The following is a 17,637-nucleotide window of genomic DNA, read 5'->3' on the forward strand; positions in this document are numbered from 1 at the left end:
TTCAATTGACGGGAATGGAATCGGCATGTACTCCAACACTTCTCGACGAACCTTCGTCAAAGGCTTGGCTGCGGCCGGCCTGCTGGGCGGCACAGGCCTGTGGCGGCCACCGGTCTGGGCCCTGGCCAGCCCTGGGCAGCCGGGTGTATTGGCGGGCAGTGAGTTCGAGCTGTTTATCGGGCAGACCCCGGTCAATATCACCGGTAATGTGCGCACCGCACTGACGATCAACGGCAGTTTGCCGGGCCCGCTGCTGCGCTGGCGTGAAGGCGATACCGTGACCCTGCGCGTGCGTAACCGCCTGGCCGAGCCGACGTCGATCCATTGGCACGGGATTATCCTGCCGGCCAATATGGACGGCGTACCGGGGCTGAGTTTCAAGGGGATCGAGCCGGGTGGGGTGTATGTCTACCAGTTCAAACTTAACCAGCACGGCACCTACTGGTACCACAGCCACTCCGGGTTCCAGGAGCAACAAGGGGTCTACGGCCCGCTGGTGATCGATCCGCGCGAGCCTGAACCTTTCACGTACCAGCGCGATTACGTCGTGATGCTGACGGACTGGACCGACGAGGATCCCGCCAGCCTGATGAAAACCCTGAAAAAACAGTCGGATTACTACAACTTTCATAAGCCCACGGTCGGCGATTTCATCCAGGATGTGGCTGACAAGGGTTGGTCGGCCACCGCCGCCGACCGCCTGATGTGGGCGCAGATGAAGATGAACCCCACGGATCTGGCGGATGTCAGCGGCGCGACCTACACCTTCCTGATGAACGGCCAGGCCCCTGCGCAAAACTGGACGGGGCTGTTCCGCGCCGGTGAGAAGATCCGCCTGCGGTTTATCAACGGCTCGGCCATGACCTATTTCGACGTCCGTATCCCGGGCCTGAAGATGACCGTGGTGGCTGCCGACGGCCAACCGGTGAAGCCGGTCAGTGTGGACGAGTTCCGTATCGCCGTGGCCGAGACCTATGACGTGGTTGTCGAGCCGACTGAAGGCGCCTACACCCTGTTCGCCCAATCCATGGACCGCACCGGCTACGCCCGCGGAACCCTCAGCCGTGAGCCGGGTTTGCTGGCGCCGGTACCACCGGTGGACCCGCGGCCGTGGTTGACTATGGACGATATGGGCATGGGCGGCATGGACCACGGCGCCATGGGCGATATGCCTGGCATGGATCATGGGCAAATGGCCGGGATGGATGGTGGGGGGATGCAGGGGATGTCCGGCATGGATGGCCAGAGCATGGCGAGCATGGATCACAGTGCGATGCCGGGCATGGATCACAGCGGGATGGCGGGCATGGCGACACAGATGCAAAGCCATCCGGCCAGCGAAAACAACAACCCGCTGGTGGATATGCAAGCCATGAGCACTTCACCCAAGCTCGATGACCCGGGTATTGGCCTGCGCAACAACGGGCGCAAGGTCCTGGTCTATGCCGATTTGCGTAGCACCTTTGAAGACCCCGACGGTCGCGAGCCCAGCCGCACGATTGAGCTGCACCTCACGGGGCACATGGAGAAGTTTGCCTGGTCCTTCGACGGGGTGAAGTTCTCCGATGCCGAGCCGCTCAAGCTGACCTATGGCGAGCGGGTACGGGTGGTGCTGGTCAACGACACCATGATGACCCACCCGATTCACCTGCATGGCATGTGGAGTGACCTAGAGGACGAAAACGGCCAGTTCATGGTGCGCAAACACACCATCGACATGCCGCCGGGAGCGCGCCGCAGCTACCGGGTGACGGCCGATGCCCTGGGGCGCTGGGCCTATCACTGCCATCTGTTGTACCACATGGAAATGGGCATGTTCCGTGAAGTGCGGGTGCAAGAATGAGGAGCCGAACATGAGCCAGATTTTTCGTCCCGTTGCGCTGCTGATCGCAACCTTTGCACCGGTGGCGCTGGCCACTGCCGAAACCATGGATCACAGCCAGATGCAGGGCATGGCGCCCGCCAAGCCGGCGGCAACCACCCAGAGCCGCACACCGATCCCGGTGCTTACCGATGCTGACCGTGCCGCGGTGTACGACGCCCCGGGCGGGCATGTGGTGCATGACAGTGGGATCAACTCGCTGTTTGTGATCAATCAACTGGAATGGCAAGGCTCTGACGATGGCCGCGCCGTGGGTTGGGACGCCAAGGGTTGGGTCGGCGGTGATATCGACCGCTTGTGGCTACGCACCGAAGGTGAGCGTGCCAAGGGCAAGACCGAAAAGGCCGAGGTCCAGGCGTTATGGGGTCACGCTATCAGCCCGTGGTGGGATGTGGTGGCCGGTCTGCGCCAGGACTTCAAGCCGGGCGACAGCGAGACGTGGGCGGCCTTTGGCTTGCAAGGCATGGCCCTGTACAACTTTGAGGCCGAGGCTACGCTGTTTGTCGGCGAGGGCGGGCAGAGCGCCGCGCGCCTGGAAGGCGACTACGATATTTTGCTGACCAATCGGCTGGTGTTGCAGCCGACCGCCGAGGCCAACTTCTACGGGAAAAACGACCCCGGGCGCGGTATCGGTGCAGGCCTTGCTGAAACCGAAGTCGGCGTGCGGCTGCGCTATGAAATCCGCCGCGAGTTCGCGCCTTACGTCGGTGTGACCTGGAATCGTGCCTATGGCCAGACGGCCGAGTACGCCCGGGATGAGGGCGAGGACCGTAGCGAAGTGCGCTGGGTCTTGGGCGTGCGCCTGTGGTTCTGATTCAAACCCCCATTTCCTAATAACCTGCCGTCATGAGCGGCCAGGAGCCTTGCATGTCTGTGTTTAAACCCACCTGGGTGGCGGTTGCGCTGTGTTCTGGATTGTTGATCAGTGGGCAGGCAATGGCGCATCCGAAGTTGCTGTCGTCCCTGCCGGCGGCCGGTGCAAGCGGGCCAGCCCCGGCGACCATCGAGCTGCATTTTTCGGAAAACCTGATGACACAGTTTTCCGGCGCCAAGTTGATCATGACCGCGATGCCCGGCATGGCCCATTCGCCCATGCCGATCAAGGCCAGCGTGTCGGGCAGCAGCGACCCCAAGGTAATGCTGATCAAGCCTGCGACGCCGTTGCCCGCCGGGACCTACCGGGTGGACTGGCGCGCGGTGTCGTCGGACACCCACCCCATCACCGGTGATGTGGTGTTCAGCGTCCAGCCATGAGTGACTCATTGGGCATTGCCTTGCGGTTTGCGTTGTACCTGGACCTGATGCTGTTGTTCGGCCTGGGCTTGTTCGGGTTGTACGGGTTGAAGGCAGCAGAACGACAGCCCGGTGTCGTGTTGAATTTCAAGGGCTGGCTGGCAGGTACGGCAGCCGTTGGTGTGCTGTTGTCGGTGCTTTCGTTGTTGTGGATGACCTGGGCCATGAGCGGCGTGGAGCAATGGCAGGCACTGGGGCCGCACCTGCAAATGATGCTGTGGCAGACCGAGTTGGGCTTGACCTGGATGCTGCGCATCGGCGCGTTGCTGGTGGCGGCTGTGGCGGTTTTCCTGTCAGCCGGCAGTCTGTGGCTGCCGACCCTGGGCGGCGCTATTGCGCTGTCGACACTGGCCTGGGCCGGCCATGGCGCGATGGATGACGGAGCGCTACGGCTCTGGCACCTGGGCAGTGCCAGCGTGCATCTGTTGGCGGCCGGCGCGTGGGTCGGGGCGCTGGCGGCGTTTGGGTTGCTGTTGCTGCCATGCAACATGGGCGACGCTCAACGCGTCAGGGTGTTGACCCGGGCAGTGGCCGGCTTCGAGGTGGTTGGCACGGTGGTGGTCGTGGTGCTGATCGTGACTGGCGTGGTGAATTATCTGTTTATTGTCGGGCCGACTTTGCAGGGAATCGCCAGCAGTACCTACGGCCTCTTGTTCAGCCTGAAGCTGGCATTGTTTGGCGGGATGCTGGCCATGGCGGCACTCAATCGCTGGCGCCTGGGACCGCTTCTGCAACGGGCGGTGGACGCTGGCGACTACACGATGGCCCGCCGTGCCCTGCGCCGCAGCATGCAAGTGGAGTGCGGCGCGGTGCTGCTGATCCTGGGGCTGGTGGCGTGGCTGGGCACATTGGGCCCGATGGCATCCGACTAGGCCTGGTTGCCTTTAAGGCATTTGAGTGACTGGAAGTCGCTGCGCATTTTATCGATTCTCTGCGCCAGGTTCTGACGCTGTTGCACCGTGCTTTCGGCCATCAAGTCCACCAGCAGGCGGCGGGCGGCCGCTTCGGTCTGGGTGTAGGCCTGGCGATAGTCGGCGGTCCACAGGCTTTCACGGTCTACCAGCAGTTGCTCCATCTTGCGTGGGAAGTCGCTGTTGGCCCGCTGATTGACTGCCGCGATGAACTGCGCCTGCCAATGGGCGCGGTTGCCGATCCATTGCTGGTTCTGCGCACCGAGGCTGGTGGACCAGGCCCGCACACGCTCCTGCTGGCTGAGGCTCAACGGGCCGAGCCAGGCATCCAGGCGCTTGCTCATGCGCTCGCTGCGCTCCTTGATCTGTTGTGCCAGGGGCGGCTTGAGGTATTCGTCCTGGCGTGTGCGCAGGTCTTTGGCCAGCGCTTGATCCATCTCCCGCACCTGCTGCTCGTCCAGCCCGCGCAGCAACTCGATGGCTGAGGGGGTGATCTGTCGGGCGATGTCGGCAATGGCCTGTTTGGCTTCCAGGGTGCGGGCTTGCAGGGCGGCATCGCTGACTTGCTGGTTGTCGACCATCTGCTGCAGGCGGTCGAGCCAGTCCAGGTAGCCGGGCAATTGGGTGGTGCAGTGCCAGGCCAGGTGTTCTTTGAGGGTGTCGTTGAACCAGCTTTTCTGCCCGGCATTCATGTCCAGGTAGTCGTTGAGGGTCCAGGGGATGATCACATCGAGGTTGCGATAGGCCAGGCCCACGCGGTTGCAACCCGCAAGCAGAACGCTCAAGGCCAGCAGGGCCACCAGGATTCTTAACCGACGCAGCATGGGCAAAACTCCTTGCGCAGACCGCAGATGTTCATCTGAACCCGCCGGGAGCGTGACAGTTCAGCCCATCAATAAAACGACCGCTCGGCCTTCAAGGTCAACAGCCCGTCACATTGCGAATTGTGTCCGGAGTAGGCCGAGCAGTCGCTGCCGCTGAGGCTGGAGTCGCTGTAGATCAAGTCCAGGTCGATGCCCATCCAGGGCCGTGAGAATTTCACCGACCAGTCGCTGAAACTGCGAATCGAGCCGCCCTCGACCGATGCCGGGGCGCCCAACTGATGGGTGGTGTACTTCATGCTCACGCCAATGCCAAACGGCTGGGTCCCGCCCAGGTCGGCAAACAGGGTGCTGTCGCGGCGATCGGGGTCGTTGCCCAGTGACACGCCAAACCGATTGCCCAGTACGTTCAGGCCGCCGTAGAACTCCTGGCTATCGAGGGGGCTCAGCTTGGGGTAGCTGTAGTGAATCATCCCCAGTTCGTAGCCCAGGGTCTGGTCGAACGGGCGCTTGAAGCCCATGTAGGAGTCGACCTCCAGGTTGCTGGCGGGCGACAGGCCCATGCTCGGTGAAAACTGGCCGAAATACAGGCCACTGGTGTGGCTCAGGTCAAGGCCGCCGTGGAACGAGTTGCTGCCCGGCGAGGTAGGTTTGACCAGACCCTGGGCCATGCTGCGGCTGGGTGTGGTCCCCAGTTTCAAGTCGAAGTCGCCCAGTTCACGCTGGAAAACCTGCGCTTGGGCGAGAGGGCTGGCGAGCAGGGCACTGACCAGGAAAATGCACGGCTTGAGCATGCGTCACTCCATGAAAAGCGAGGAGCAGTAACAGAGGGAATCGGGAAAACGCCCGTTCTAGACGTGTGCAAGCATACCGGCGAAAGTCAGGGGCAGAGGCCCGTTCGTCGATTGGCGTGGTTGAATGTGGGGCGGGGGGATATGGCTGGCTCGAGTCCTAGCGCCTTGATAGGCAAGGCGCTTAGGGACCAGGCGGGGTAGACAGGCGGCTTTGTGCGCTTACTTCTTACCCAGGGTGATCTGCTTGGACGGGCCGAAAGTCTGGCCGCTCACGCCCTTGGCGATCTGCTGGATTTCACCACCGGACTTGAGGAACGCGGCGATTTGGTTGTTGATCGATTCGCTGGTTTCAACGGCGGGAGCTGGCTTTGCTTTGCTGTTGGATGCTTTTACGCGCATGGCGGCCACTAACCTGTAGAAAATTAACTTGGCCAGGCATCGTACATGAAATGCTTGACAATTGCTTGGTAAATATCTCCCAGGAATAAGCTGCGTTATTATAAATACCTAAGTTGATCTTTGGCTGAGGGTCCTAACTCGCTGTTTTAAATAGAAACCCCAGGGAAAAATAGCGCCTGGCCATCGTGGCCTGCCTGGGGGTTGACCTGACGAGCGGGGCGATTGGTTCAAATCCCTTGGCAAACCCGCGATTTTTCAGGGTTGCGCGCCGGGGCACGGGACCGCCGCCTTCAACTCGGGTAGAATGCCGCCCACGCAATGAGGGTATTGGAAATGGCTTTAGTCGGGCGCTACAACAGTTTGCAAGTGGTTAAACACACTAACTTTGGTTTGTATCTGGACGGTGCGCAAGATGGCGAAATCCTCTTGCCCAATCGTTATATTCCCAAAGATATTCCCAGTGAAGATGAAGACTGGCTTAACGTTTTTATTTATCTGGACAGCGATGACAAACTTATCGCCACCACTGAAAAACCAAAAGTGCAGGTGGGCGAGTTTGCCAGCCTGAAAGTGGTGGAAGTCAACAGCATCGGGGTGTTCCTCGACTGGGGCCTGCCCAAGGATCTGTTGCTGCCGTATTCCGAAGAGAAGCGCCAACTGACCGCCGGTGAATACTGCGTGGTGCACGTCTACCTCGACAAGCACACCAAGCGCATCACCGCCACCGCGCGCCTGGATCGTTACCTGGACAAGACCCCGGCCAACTACACCGTGGGCCAGGAAGTTGACTTGCTGGTTGCCGAAGCCACTGACATGGGGTTCAAGGCAATCATCAACAACAAGCACTGGGGCCTGATCCACAAGAACGAAGTGTTCAAGTTCCTGCGTCCGGGCAAGGAAGAAAAGGGGTTCATCAAGGAAATCCGTGCCGACGGCAATATCAGCCTGAGCCTGCAACCGGTTGGTGAACAAGCGGCGTCGAGCCTGAACTCGAAGATCCTCGCCAAGTTGCGTGAAAACAACGGCAGCTTGCCGGTCAGCGACAAGAGCGACCCGACGGTGATCAGCAACTTGTTTGGCGTCAGCAAGGGTAACTTCAAGAAGGCCATTGGTGCGCTGTACAAGCAGGGGCAGATTGTGATTCATGCCGATCGCATCGAATTGAGCTGATTACGGCAGGCCTTGTTGTAGGAGCCGGCACGCCAGCGTCTGCAACTGTCGCCCGCCGGCAAGGTGCTGCTCGACTACAGCGCGCGCCGGGGACTTTGTGCTGGGCAGCATGTACAGCACTGCCGCGATCCATTTGCCGAAACTGCTGGCGCGGTATCACAAGGCTTACCCGATGGTGAACCTGCAAGTGCAGTCGGCACTCCGCGGTGAGCTGCTCGAAGGCTTGATCACCGGGGTGTCTGGACGCGGCGCTGGTGGATTGACCTGCTGCAAGAGGGCAGGACGCGGCCTGCACAAGAGGCCCGGGCGATTGCCTGACCGCGCCGTCAGGATTTGTATCAATTCAGTAAGGGTTCGTTGCGGTTTCAGGCAAGCATTGTGTAGGACTTAGTACTACTATCTGTAGGAAGCAGCCACAGAATTCCAGCTGCTCGGCACTACCCTCAAAGGGGGCACCATGAAAGAGAAATTGCAAAACTGGCTGCACGACCTCGGCGTCGCACTCGGCTTGATCGAGCCACCGCTGCAACCGGTGCCTATCCGCACCGACGACGAACAGCGCCGTCCGCGTCGCAGGTAGGCCCTGAACAGCGTTCTTTAGAGCGCAGTCGATTTAAAGTGGGAGCGGGCTTGCTCGCGATAGTGGTGTGTCAGTCAACCTGTAACTGGCTGGCCCACTGCTATCGCGAGCCAGCCCGCTCCCGCATTTTTTTGTATTACAGATAAAAACGGATGCGACAACCAACGTCGCATCCGCTCAAGCCTGCCTTGCTCAGGCAGGGTCGACCGCCGCGACCTGCGGCCGCCGCGACAGCACACTTACCAGCACAAAACTCACCATGCTCACGCCCAGGCTGTAGTAGATCGGGGTGTTGGCCTCCAGGCCATCCTTGATCATGAACACCAGGGCCGTGGTAATTCCCAGTGCCATGGCGCTGATTGCGCCCGAGGTGGTGGCACGTTTCCAGTAGATGGCGCCGATCAGCGGGATGAGCATGCCGCCCACCAACAGGTTATAGGCCAGGGTCAGTGCGCTGATCACATCGCTCACCACCAGGGCGATACCCAGTACGGCAATGCCGGTGAGCATCGTGAACAGGCGGTTGATGCCAAGGCTCGACTGCTTGCCGCCGCGCAGGCGTGGCAGCAGGTCTTCGGTCAGTACGGTGGATGCGGCGAGCAGGCCGGCACTGGCGGTGGACATCATGGCCGCCAGAGCCGCCGCAATCACCAGGCCACGGATGCCGTCGGGCAATGACAGTTTGACAATGGCGGCGAAGGCGTTGTTGACGTTGTCCAGGTCCGGGATCAGCACGTGGGCCGCCATGCCGATCAGGGCACAGGCCAGGCCGTAGAGAATGCAATAGAACCCGGCGAAAGTGCCTGCGTACTGGGCGACCTTTTCGTCACGGGCAGTGAATACGCGTTGCCAGATATCCTGGCCGATCAGGATGCCAAACGAGTAGATCATGAAGTAAGTGATGATGGTGTCCCAGCCGATGCTGGTGAAGTTGAAGCTGGCCGCCGGCAGCTTGGCCACCAGTTCATCCCAGCCGCCCACGCGATACAGGCAGATCGGCAGCAGGATAAACATCAGGCCGACGGTCTTGATCACGAACTGCACGATATCGGTCAAGGTCAGCGACCACATGCCGCCAATGGCCGAATAGATCACCACCACCACGCCGCCCAGCAGTACCGCTGCCCAGAATGGCAGGTCGAACATCACTTGCATGACGGTGCCGATCCCAAGGATCGAGGTCACGGAAAGCATCAGCGCATACGCCAGCATGATCAGCCCGCTGGCCTGGCGGGCGGCAGGGTTGTAGCGCTGCTCCAGGACCTGGGTCACGGTGAAGATCTTGAGTTTGAGCAAGGGCTTGGCGAGAAACAGGTTCAGCACGATGATCCCCGTGCCCAGCGCCGCGCATAGCCAGAAGCCGGAAATGCCATGCACATATCCCAGGCGCACGCTGCCCACCGTGGACGCGCCGCCCAGTACCGTCGCGGCCATGGTGCCCATGTACAGCGTCGGCCCCAGGTTGCGCCCGGCGACCAGGTAGTCTTCATGGGTCTTGGCCCGGCGCATGCCGTAATAGCCGAGCACCAGCATGCCAGCGGCGTAGATAAGTACGACGAATAGATCCAGAGCCATGGTGGCAAGTCTCCGATTATTATTTTTATAAAGGTTCAGGCGCAGGGCATATGGCCCCGCGCGGCATCAACGGTGCGTGACGCCAGGCAGCACGCAGAGCATTTCGTACAGCAGGTTGGCGCCCAGCAATGAGGTGTTACCGGTGGTGTCGTAGGGCGGCGAAACTTCCACCAGGTCACAACCAATCAGGTCCAGGCCCTGGCAACCACGGATGATTTCGATCGCCTGGATGGTGGTCAGCCCGCCGATTTCCGGGGTGCCGGTGCCGGGTGCCCAGGCCGGGTCGATACCGTCGATGTCGAAACTCAGGTACACCGGGCCGCCGCCGACCTTTTCCCGCACTTCGGCCATCAACGGCGCGAGGGAGTGGTGCCAGCATTCTTCCGCCTGGACCACGCGAAACCCCTGTTTGCGGCTCCAGTTGAAGTCTTCGGCGGTATAGCCCTGGGCACGCAGGCCGATTTGCACCACGCGGTCGCAATCGAGCAGGCCCTCTTCGACGGCGCGGCGGAACGTGGTGCCATGGGCGATTTTCTCGCCGAACATATGGTCGTTGACGTCGGCGTGGGCATCGATATGCACCAGCCCGACCTTGCCGTGCTTCTTGTGGATAGCCCGCAGGATCGGCAGGGTGATGGTGTGGTCGCCACCCAGGGTCAGCGGGATCACGTCGTGCTTGAGGATCTCATCGTAGGCCTGTTCGATGATGCGCACGGCGTCCAGCAGGTTGAAGGTGTTGATCGCCACATCGCCGATGTCGGCCACCGACAGCGAGTCGAACGGCGCGGCGCCAGTAGCCATGTTGTAGGGGCGGATCATCACGGACTCGGCACGGATCTCCCGAGGGCCGAAGCGGGTGCCGGCGCGCAGCGAGGTGCCGATGTCCAGGGGCACGCCGACAAAGGCTGCATCCAGGCCGGCGGCGGTTTGCAGGTGGGGCAGGCGCATCATGGTGGCGATGCCGGCAAAGCGCGGCATTTCGTTGCCGCCCAGTGGTTGATGAAAGATCTTGTCCACGGCAGTGCCTCATCGTTGTTGTGATTATCAGAGGTCGATTCTGCGAAATGCGAGGCCGGGGAAGAATCGCTGTGGGGAAATACTTAGTTTAGATTTTTCTGAACTAATGCCTGGGGTAGACTGGCGCAGGTTGCCGTTATCGTAGGAGCCGGCTTGCCGGCGATGACGGAATGTCAGGCACCAGTGTTTGAGCAGATAGACCGCTATCGCCGGCAAGCCGGCTCCTACAGTGACGGTATTTTTGGAGAGCCGATGGCCAATGCCTTGCCCGACCTGAAACTGCTGCGCATCTTCGTCAGCGTGGTGCGCCACCAGGGCTTTGCCAATGCCCAGCACGAACTCAACCTGTCGACGTCGGCCATCAGCACTTACATGAGCCAGCTGGAAGGCGCGTTGGGCCTGGTGCTGTGCCATCGCGGGCGTGGCGGCTTCAGCCTGACCAGCAAGGGCGAGTTGTTTCATCAGGAAACCTTGCGCCTGCTGGGTGAGTTGGAGGGCTTCGAGCAATATGCCGCGGCGCTCAAGGGCGAACTGCGCGGCACGCTCAAACTGGGGGTGCTCGACTCCACCGTCAGCGACAAGGCCCTGCCATTTGCCGAAGTCATCGGCGCCTATAGCCTCGAGCACCCGGCGGTGCATTTGCATCTGTCGGTCATGAGCCCCTACGAGTTGCAACTGGGGGTGCAGGATAATCGTCTGGACCTGGCCATCGGCGCCTTCTCCAACCGCATGAGCGGCTTGATCTACATGCCGCTGTACCGCGAACAGCACTGGCTCTATTGCAGCTCGCGGCATCCGCTGTTCAGCGAGCGGCGGATCCCGGAGCAGGTGATCACCCAGCAGCGCATGGTCGGGCGCGGGTATTGGAGCCAGGCGGAACTGGCTCGCCATGGCTTCAAACACAGCGCCGCCACTGTGGAAAGCATGGAGGCACAGTTGATTTTGGTGCTGTCAGGCGCCTACATCGGGTATTTACCCGAACACTATGCCCAGGCCTGGGCCGACAAGGGCGACTTGCGGGTGCTGCTGCCAGCGACCTTTGGCTACCAGGCGCCGTTTTCGCTGATCATGCGCCGCGGACGCAGCCGTGAACCGTTGATCCAGACCTTCCGTGATTTACTCAAAGCACAGCTCAATCAGGCCTGAATATGTCCCGACCCCAATGCCCCCGCTGCCTGCGGCCAACCACCCACTGCCTGTGCGCGTTGATCCCCAGCCTGGACAGCCGCACCCGGGTGTTGCTGTTGCAGCATCCCAGCGAGGTCAACCATGCCCTCAATACCGCGCGGCTGGCGGCGTTGGGGTTGGTGAATGCGCAGCTGGTGGTGGGCGAGGTTTTCGAGAATTTACCTGCGCTGCTGAACGCGCCGGGCTACCAGGCACGCCTGTTATTCCCCGCTGAAGGTGCCCAGCCGCTGCAGGCTTATCGCCCATCTGACGAGCCGCTGCTGCTGGTGGTGCCCGACGGCACCTGGCGCAAGGCGCGCAAGTTGCTACACCTCAACCCGCTGCTGGCGGCGTTGCCACGGGTGACGCTGGCGGCGGGCGCGGTGTCCCGCTATCGGTTGCGCAAGGCGCCAGGGCCGGGGGCTTTGTCGACGGTGGAGGCGATCGTGCAGGCACTGCAGGTGCTGGAGGCGCCGCACTCATTCGAGCCGTTGTTGCGGCCGTTCGAGGCGTTGATCGAGGGGCAGATTGCGGCGATGGGGGAGGCGGTTTTTCAGCGCAATCATGGGGGTGATTAGCCGGTTCACCGAGGGGAGGCCATCGCTGGCCAGCCAGTTCCCACATTGATCGCGCATGCCTTGAACGACGCGGTCAATGCAGGAGCCGGCTTGCCGGCGAAGGCGCCCGCCCACACACCGCTAACGCTCGCGCATCGCCTCCGTCCTTGCCTTCAACACCGGCTTGAGCAAGTAATCCAGTACGCTTTTCTCCCCGGTAATGATGTCCACCGTCGCCACCATCCCCGGGATGATCAGCAGCGGTTTCTTCTCTGCGCCCAGATGGTTCTTATCGGTGCGCACCTGGATCAGGTAGAAGCTGTTGCCCTTGTCATCGGTAATCGTATCGGCGCCGATCAGCTCCAGTTTCGCCGCCAGCCCACCGTAGATGGTGTAGTCATAGGCGCTGAACTTGACCATCGCCTTTTGCCCCGGATGCAAAAACGCCACGTCCTGGGGCCGCACTCTGGCCTCGATCAGCAGGTTGTCTTCCAGCGGTACGATTTCCACCATATCGCTGCCCGGCTGGACCACGCCGCCGATGGTGTTGACCTTCAGTTGCTTGATCACGCCATGCACGGGGGAGACCACGGTGGTGCGGCTGACACGGTCATCGATGGCGATGCTCGATGCGGTGATTTTTGACAGGTCAGTGCGTTTTTCGTTGAGTTCCTTGGCTGCTTCCGAGCGGAAGGTCTGCACCGATTCGTCGATCTTGCTCTTGATCTCGTTGATCGCCGACTCCGCCCGTGGAATCGCCAGGGTGGTGGCGTTCAATGAACCACGGATCTCCACGGCGCTGCGTTTGAGGCGCAGGATTTCCACCGGCGATACCGCACCGGTGCCGACCAGCGGCGCCGACATGTTCATCTCTTGTTGCAACAACGCCAGGCTGGAGCTGAATTGGCCCTGCTTGGAGCGAAACTCCGCCAGCTCCTGGGTTTTCTGCCGCAGTTGTTCGCTCAGGGTCCGTTGCTCGCTGCTCAGGCGCCGCTGGCGTTGTTCGAACAGCGCGCGTTCGTCTTCGGCCACCTGGGGAGCCTTGGCGATCACCTCATCGGACAATTTGAACGGGCGTCCGTCGGCTTCGGCGGACAGGCGTTCGACCTGGGCGGTGAGGGCATAACGGTCGACTTCGCTTTCGCCTTTGTTCGAGCGAAACCGCGTGTCGTCCAGTTGCAACAGCTTGTCACCCTTGTCCACCATTTGCCCTTCGCGCACGTAGATCTGGGTGACAATGCCGCCTTCCAGGTTCTGGATCACTTGCACCTTGCTCGACGGGATGGCCTTGCCTTCGCCCATGGTCACTTCATCGAGTACGGCAAAGTTGGCCCACAGCAGGGCACAGATGATCAGGCCGGCGGTCAGCCATACGACAATCCGCGAGCGGCGCGGCGAGTCCTGCAGTGCAGCGCCCGCCAGTTCGGGCATGAACTCGCTGTCGGCAGTTTTGCCAAAGCTCTTGAAGTAGCCCGGTGTCGCAGGAGGGGTTGGCATGGTGGGGCTCCTAGACGGCGGCCGAGCCGACACGGCCCTTGCGCAGGGCATCGATCACACTGTCTTTGGGGCCGTCGGCAACGATGCGGCCGTTGTCCAGCACGATCAAGCGGTCAACCAGGCTGAGCATCGAAGTGCGGTGCGTGACCAACAGCAATGTCTTGCCCTTGACCCACAGCTCCAGGCGCTGACGCAGGGTTTCTTCACTGCTGTTGTCCATGGCGCTGGTGGGCTCGTCAAGCAGCAGGATCGGCGGGTCGAGCAACAGCGCGCGGGCCAGCAGCACGGCCTGGCGTTGGCCGCCGGACAGCAGTTGCCCGCGCTCGCCCACTGGCCGGTCGAAGCCTTGCGGGTGTTGGCGGGCCAGTTCACTGACACCGGTCAACTCGGCCACTTCGAGCATCCGCGCATCGCTGACATAGCGGGCCCCGAGTGTCAGGTTGTCGCGCAGGCTGCCGGCCAACAGCGGCAGGTCGTGGGCCACATAACCCACTTGCTGGCGCAGGTCGGCTACGTCCAATTGCCGCAGGTCGAGGCCATCGAGCAGTAGTTGGCCTTCTTCGGGCGCGTAAAAACCCATCACCAGCCGGCCCAGGGTACTTTTGCCCGAGCCGCTGCGTCCGATAATCCCCACGCGTTCGCCGGCCTTGAGCTGGAAGCTGACCTGGCTCAGGGCCGGTGCATTTTGCCCGGCGTAACGGAAGGTCACCTGGCTGACTTGCAGGGCGCCGCTCAACTGCGTGCGTTCCAGTGGACGCTGCTGCGGGTCGCGCTCCTGGGGCAGGGCCATCAGCGCGTCGGTGCTGCGCATGGTCAATTGCGCCTGCTGGTAGCGAGTGATCAACCCGGCGATCTGCCCCAGCGGCGCCAGCACCCGACTGCCGAGCATGTAGGTGGCCACCAGCGCGCCGACACTGAGGCTGCCGGCGATGATGCTGTAGACGCCGGCGACAATGGTCGCCATCCCGGAAAACTGCTGGATGAACAGTGTGCCGTTGGTGGCCAGCGCCGAGAGGTTGCGCGCATGGCTGTCGAGGCGTGTGAGGGCACCGTGGGTGCTTTCCCACTGGTGCTGGCGCTCGCTTTCGGCACTGCAGGCCTTGAGGGTTTCCAGGCCGCCGAGGGTTTCGATCAACAGCGCCTGACGTTCGGCGCCCAGGCTCAGGCTTTTTTGCACGGTGTCGCGCAGGCGTGCCTGGATCAGCATCGCAAAACCGATGGTCAACGGGAACGCACACAAGGGGATGATCACCAGCCAGCCGCCGAGCAGACCGATCACCATCAGCATCAGTACGGCGAAGGGCAGGTCGATCAGGCTGGTAAGGGTCACGGCGGTGAGGAATTCGCGCAGGCCCTGGAAGTCATGGATGCTCTGGGCGAAGCCGCCGATGGTGGCGGGGCGCGCTTTCATCGACATACCGGTGATGCGCTCGAACAGGGTCGCGGAAAGAATCACGTCGGTTTTCTTGCCCGCAGTGTCCAGCAGGTGGGCGCGCACTACCCGCAACACCAGTTCAAACGCGGTGCCGATCAACAGGCCGATCACCAGTACCCACAAGGTCGAGGTGGCCTGGTTGGGTACCACGCGGTCGTAGGTCTGCATGACGAACAGCGGCACCATCAGGCCCAGCAGGTTGATCAACAGGCTGGCGAGAATCGCGTCGCTGTACAGCCAGCGTGACAGCTTCAAGGTGTCGCGAAACCACGCCTCGATCCGCGGCACCAGCGGCGCGCGCAGGTCTTCGATCTCATGCCGTGGCCGGGCGAACAAGGCCTGGCCGCTGTAGGCGGCGGCGAGCTCCTTGCGGCTGACCCACTGTTCTCCACCTTCGGCTTCGCTGGGCAGGATCAGCGCCTGGCCATCCTCGCTCCAGCGCCGCAGCACCGCGCAGCGGCCTTCGTTGAGCAGCAGCAGCACCGGCAGGTTAAGCCCCGAGATCGCCTGCAGCTCCCGACGCAGTACCCGTGCCTGCAAGCTGGCCCGGGCGGCTGCCCGTGGCAGCAAGTCCAGGCTCAGGCGCTGTTGCGCCAGGGGCAGGCCGGCGCTCAGGCTGGCGCGGCTGACGGTACAGCCGTGCAGCTTGCACAGGATCAGCAGGCCGTCGAGCAATGGATCATCAAAGCTCTGGCGCGGGTCGCCCCCCGGGTTCAGCGGTTCCATGTGGCTCACGGCGGTCTGCTCCACGTCGTTGGCTACTTCAGGTCAGGCAAGTGGGCTTCGCTTCTGACTTGCGACTGGGCAATGGCTTCGGCCGGCACCACCACGCGTTCTTTGTTCAGCAACTCGCCCATGTTGGCCAGCACGCGGTACATGGAGAACTCTTCGGTGTAGCGCACTTCGGTGTAGCGCCGGTTGGCGTTGTACAGCTCGTTTTCACTGTCCAACAGGTCCAGCAGGGTGCGCTGGCCAAGGCCGAACTGGTCCTGGTAGGCCGCGCGTACCCGTTGGGTGGTTTCGGCGTATTCGCGGGCCGTGGGGGTCTGGATGCGCGCGTTGTCCATGGCGTGCCAGGCCAGGTTGAGGTTCTCGTTGAGCATGCGCAGGGCGTTGTTGCGGATGTCCATGGCCTGGTTGATCTTGTGCGAGTCCGACGCCAACCGGGCCTTGTCGCTGCCGCCGCGGAACAGGTTGTAGTTCATCACCACACCCACCCGCCATTCATTGTCGTGGCCCAGGTCGCCCTGCACATTATTATTGGCGCCCACGGCAGCCTCGGCATCGAAGCGTGGATAGAACGGCGACTTGGCCACTTCATACTGGCTTTCGGCGGCCATCACATCGGACTGGGCGGACTTCAGGTAGGGGTTGTTCTCCAGCATGCTGCGCCGGGCGCCGAGCTGGTCGGCGGGCAACTCACCCTTGATCGAGGCCGGGCTTTCCAGTTCGTCCGGCATGCGCCCGACCACGCTATAGAAGTTCGATTCGGCGTCTTGCAGGTCGACCAGGGCGGTCTGGTAGTTGTTGTCTGCCAGGGCCCGGCGGGCGGTGGACTGGTCGCGGTCGGCGGTGCTGCCAATGCCGCGCTCGGTGCGCAGGCCGATCTGATCATTGACCCGCAGGTGTGCCTGCAGGTTGTTCTTGGCCAGGGTCAGCAGGTCGCGGCGCTTGAGCACTTCCAGGTACACCTCGACGGTGCGCAACGCCAGGCTTTCGGCGGTGCCACGGGTGTAATAGGCGCGGGAGTTGACCACAGCTCCCGTGCGCTGCACTTCGTTGGAGGTGTTGAAACCGTCGAACAGCATCTGGCGCAGGCGCAGTTCCGACTGGGTGTAGTTGTCGGTCTCGGTGTGGTGGTTGCCACCCCGGGCGCGGGTGGTGCTGTTGTCGCTGTAGCCGCGGCCATAGGCAGCATTGAGGTCGAGGCTGGGGTAGAAGCCGCCCCTGGCGACTTTCACATCTTCATCGGCCGAAAGCCGGCTGTTACGGCTGGCATTCAGTTCCGGGTGGGTGTCCAGCGTGCTTTGGATCGCTTGGGTCAGCGACATCGCTTGGGTGTTGGTGCAGGCCATGGCGATCAGAATCGCGCTGCAGAGGGGGGTAAAGACGCGCATGGGTACATCTCCCGGTGTCAGTGGTACTGGTCTGTCGCCATTTATTTGACGAATTTAAGGGGGCAAACCGTCTCAGGCTTGTAACAACAGAGCTAAGAACATTTGGGAGAGGAGCTAAGAAGGATTTTTCATAATGGTTATGTCCAAAAAAACTTATGCGTTCTGCGTGAAGCAAGACATTGTTCAAAGCACAAGCCTTGAGTTATGTGCGCTTTGGCGCACTTTTCGGCTTTGTGAAAGTTCAATCGCATGTGCAGGCGGAGGGTGGGGCAGAGGAGAATAGGGGATTTAAAAGTGACGGTTTTTTGTCACTTGACCCTTTTGAGCGCTCTCTGCAAGCGGCTTGAAGCTCGGGTTGGCGGCTGATTTGAATCAGTTTTGTGCCACGTCCCTGGGAGGCCCGGTTCACCCGATCCACTGCA

Annotated in this window: 16 protein-coding genes and 1 pseudogene; 9 read left to right on the forward strand and 8 right to left on the reverse strand. The window is 61.7% G+C overall.

Features of this window, described 5'->3' with window-relative positions:
• Positions 1-25: 25 nt before the first annotated feature.
• From HZ99_RS24900 to copD, 4 genes are read left to right on the forward strand one after another with little or no spacing between them, the layout of a single operon-like run.
• Entirely contained in the window at positions 26-1,843 is a 1,818-nt protein-coding gene (locus HZ99_RS24900; protein WP_038446805.1) for a copper resistance system multicopper oxidase, read from the forward strand.
• A 10-nt stretch (positions 1,844-1,853) separates the two neighbouring features.
• Positions 1,854-2,696, forward strand: coding sequence for a copper resistance protein B (locus tag HZ99_RS24905; RefSeq protein WP_038446809.1), 843 nt, complete (start codon positions 1,854-1,856; stop codon positions 2,694-2,696).
• A gap of 53 nt (positions 2,697-2,749) precedes the next feature.
• Entirely contained in the window at positions 2,750-3,136 is a 387-nt protein-coding gene (gene copC, locus HZ99_RS24910) for a copper homeostasis periplasmic binding protein CopC (protein WP_038446812.1), read from the forward strand.
• Positions 3,133-4,047: a copper homeostasis membrane protein CopD gene (copD, locus tag HZ99_RS24915; RefSeq protein WP_038446815.1), complete on the forward strand. Its 915-nt coding sequence runs from the start codon at positions 3,133-3,135 to the stop codon at positions 4,045-4,047. Before copC ends, copD begins: the two co-directional genes overlap by 4 nt.
• Here copD and HZ99_RS24920 read toward each other — a convergent pair.
• The 3 genes from HZ99_RS24920 to HZ99_RS24930 all read right to left on the reverse strand — a co-directional run bounded on the left by HZ99_RS24920 (position 4,044) and on the right by HZ99_RS24930 (position 6,100).
• Positions 4,044-4,910 carry a DUF6279 family lipoprotein gene (locus tag HZ99_RS24920; protein ID WP_038446817.1) on the reverse strand — a complete coding sequence of 289 codons (867 nt, stop codon included), beginning with the start codon at positions 4,908-4,910 and terminating at the stop codon, positions 4,044-4,046. The genes copD and HZ99_RS24920 overlap by 4 nt on opposite strands.
• Before the next feature lie 68 nt (positions 4,911-4,978).
• A complete protein-coding gene (locus tag HZ99_RS24925; protein ID WP_038446819.1) occupies positions 4,979-5,701 on the reverse strand; it encodes a TorF family putative porin in 723 nt (240 codons plus the stop codon).
• A 219-nt stretch (positions 5,702-5,920) separates the two neighbouring features.
• Positions 5,921-6,100, reverse strand: a complete 180-nt coding sequence (locus HZ99_RS24930) for a hypothetical protein (RefSeq protein WP_007946007.1) — start codon at positions 6,098-6,100, stop codon at positions 5,921-5,923.
• A 333-nt stretch (positions 6,101-6,433) separates the two neighbouring features.
• Between HZ99_RS24930 and HZ99_RS24935 the strand changes: the two genes are divergently transcribed.
• From HZ99_RS24935 to HZ99_RS29395, 3 genes and pseudogenes are all read left to right on the forward strand, one after another.
• Positions 6,434-7,270: a S1 RNA-binding domain-containing protein gene (locus tag HZ99_RS24935; protein ID WP_038446825.1), complete on the forward strand. Its 837-nt coding sequence runs from the start codon at positions 6,434-6,436 to the stop codon at positions 7,268-7,270.
• 30 nt (positions 7,271-7,300) lie between these two features.
• A pseudogene (locus HZ99_RS29675) lies at positions 7,301-7,530 on the forward strand (LysR substrate-binding domain-containing protein); the annotation flags it as partial.
• A gap of 197 nt (positions 7,531-7,727) precedes the next feature.
• Complete coding sequence (locus tag HZ99_RS29395; RefSeq protein ID WP_003210728.1) at positions 7,728-7,850, forward strand: PA1414 family protein; 123 nt, start codon at positions 7,728-7,730, stop codon at positions 7,848-7,850.
• Positions 7,851-8,042: 192 nt separating this feature from the next.
• Here HZ99_RS29395 and HZ99_RS24940 read toward each other — a convergent pair whose 3' ends face one another.
• Positions 8,043-9,425: a sodium:solute symporter gene (locus HZ99_RS24940; RefSeq protein WP_038446827.1), complete on the reverse strand. Its 1,383-nt coding sequence runs from the start codon at positions 9,423-9,425 to the stop codon at positions 8,043-8,045.
• A gap of 66 nt (positions 9,426-9,491) precedes the next feature.
• A complete protein-coding gene (gene speB, locus HZ99_RS24945; protein ID WP_038446829.1) occupies positions 9,492-10,442 on the reverse strand; it encodes an agmatinase in 951 nt (316 codons plus the stop codon).
• Positions 10,443-10,694: 252 nt separating this feature from the next.
• On the opposite strand from speB, the gene HZ99_RS24950 reads away from it, so the two are divergent.
• Entirely contained in the window at positions 10,695-11,588 is an 894-nt protein-coding gene (locus HZ99_RS24950; RefSeq protein WP_038446831.1) for a LysR family transcriptional regulator, read from the forward strand.
• Between the two features lie 2 nt (positions 11,589-11,590).
• Positions 11,591-12,187, forward strand: a complete 597-nt coding sequence (locus HZ99_RS24955) for a tRNA-uridine aminocarboxypropyltransferase (protein ID WP_038446833.1) — start codon at positions 11,591-11,593, stop codon at positions 12,185-12,187.
• A 120-nt stretch (positions 12,188-12,307) separates the two neighbouring features.
• Here HZ99_RS24955 and HZ99_RS24960 read toward each other — a convergent pair whose 3' ends face one another.
• The 3 genes from HZ99_RS24960 to HZ99_RS24970 are packed head-to-tail and all read right to left on the reverse strand — an operon-like array spanning position 12,308 to position 17,215.
• Positions 12,308-13,663, reverse strand: a complete 1,356-nt coding sequence (locus HZ99_RS24960; protein WP_038446836.1) for an HlyD family type I secretion periplasmic adaptor subunit — start codon at positions 13,661-13,663, stop codon at positions 12,308-12,310.
• Positions 13,664-13,673: 10 nt separating this feature from the next.
• Complete coding sequence (locus HZ99_RS24965) at positions 13,674-15,833, reverse strand: type I secretion system permease/ATPase (protein ID WP_038448190.1); 2,160 nt, start codon at positions 15,831-15,833, stop codon at positions 13,674-13,676.
• A gap of 23 nt (positions 15,834-15,856) precedes the next feature.
• Positions 15,857-17,215 (reverse strand): TolC family outer membrane protein, encoded by a 1,359-nt coding sequence (locus tag HZ99_RS24970; RefSeq protein ID WP_038446837.1) that lies wholly within the window; start codon positions 17,213-17,215, stop codon positions 15,857-15,859.
• Positions 17,216-17,637: the final 422 nt, after the last annotated feature.

Source organism: Pseudomonas fluorescens (assembly GCF_000730425.1).
GTDB classification, from domain to species: Bacteria; Pseudomonadota; Gammaproteobacteria; order Pseudomonadales; family Pseudomonadaceae; genus Aquipseudomonas; species Aquipseudomonas fluorescens_X.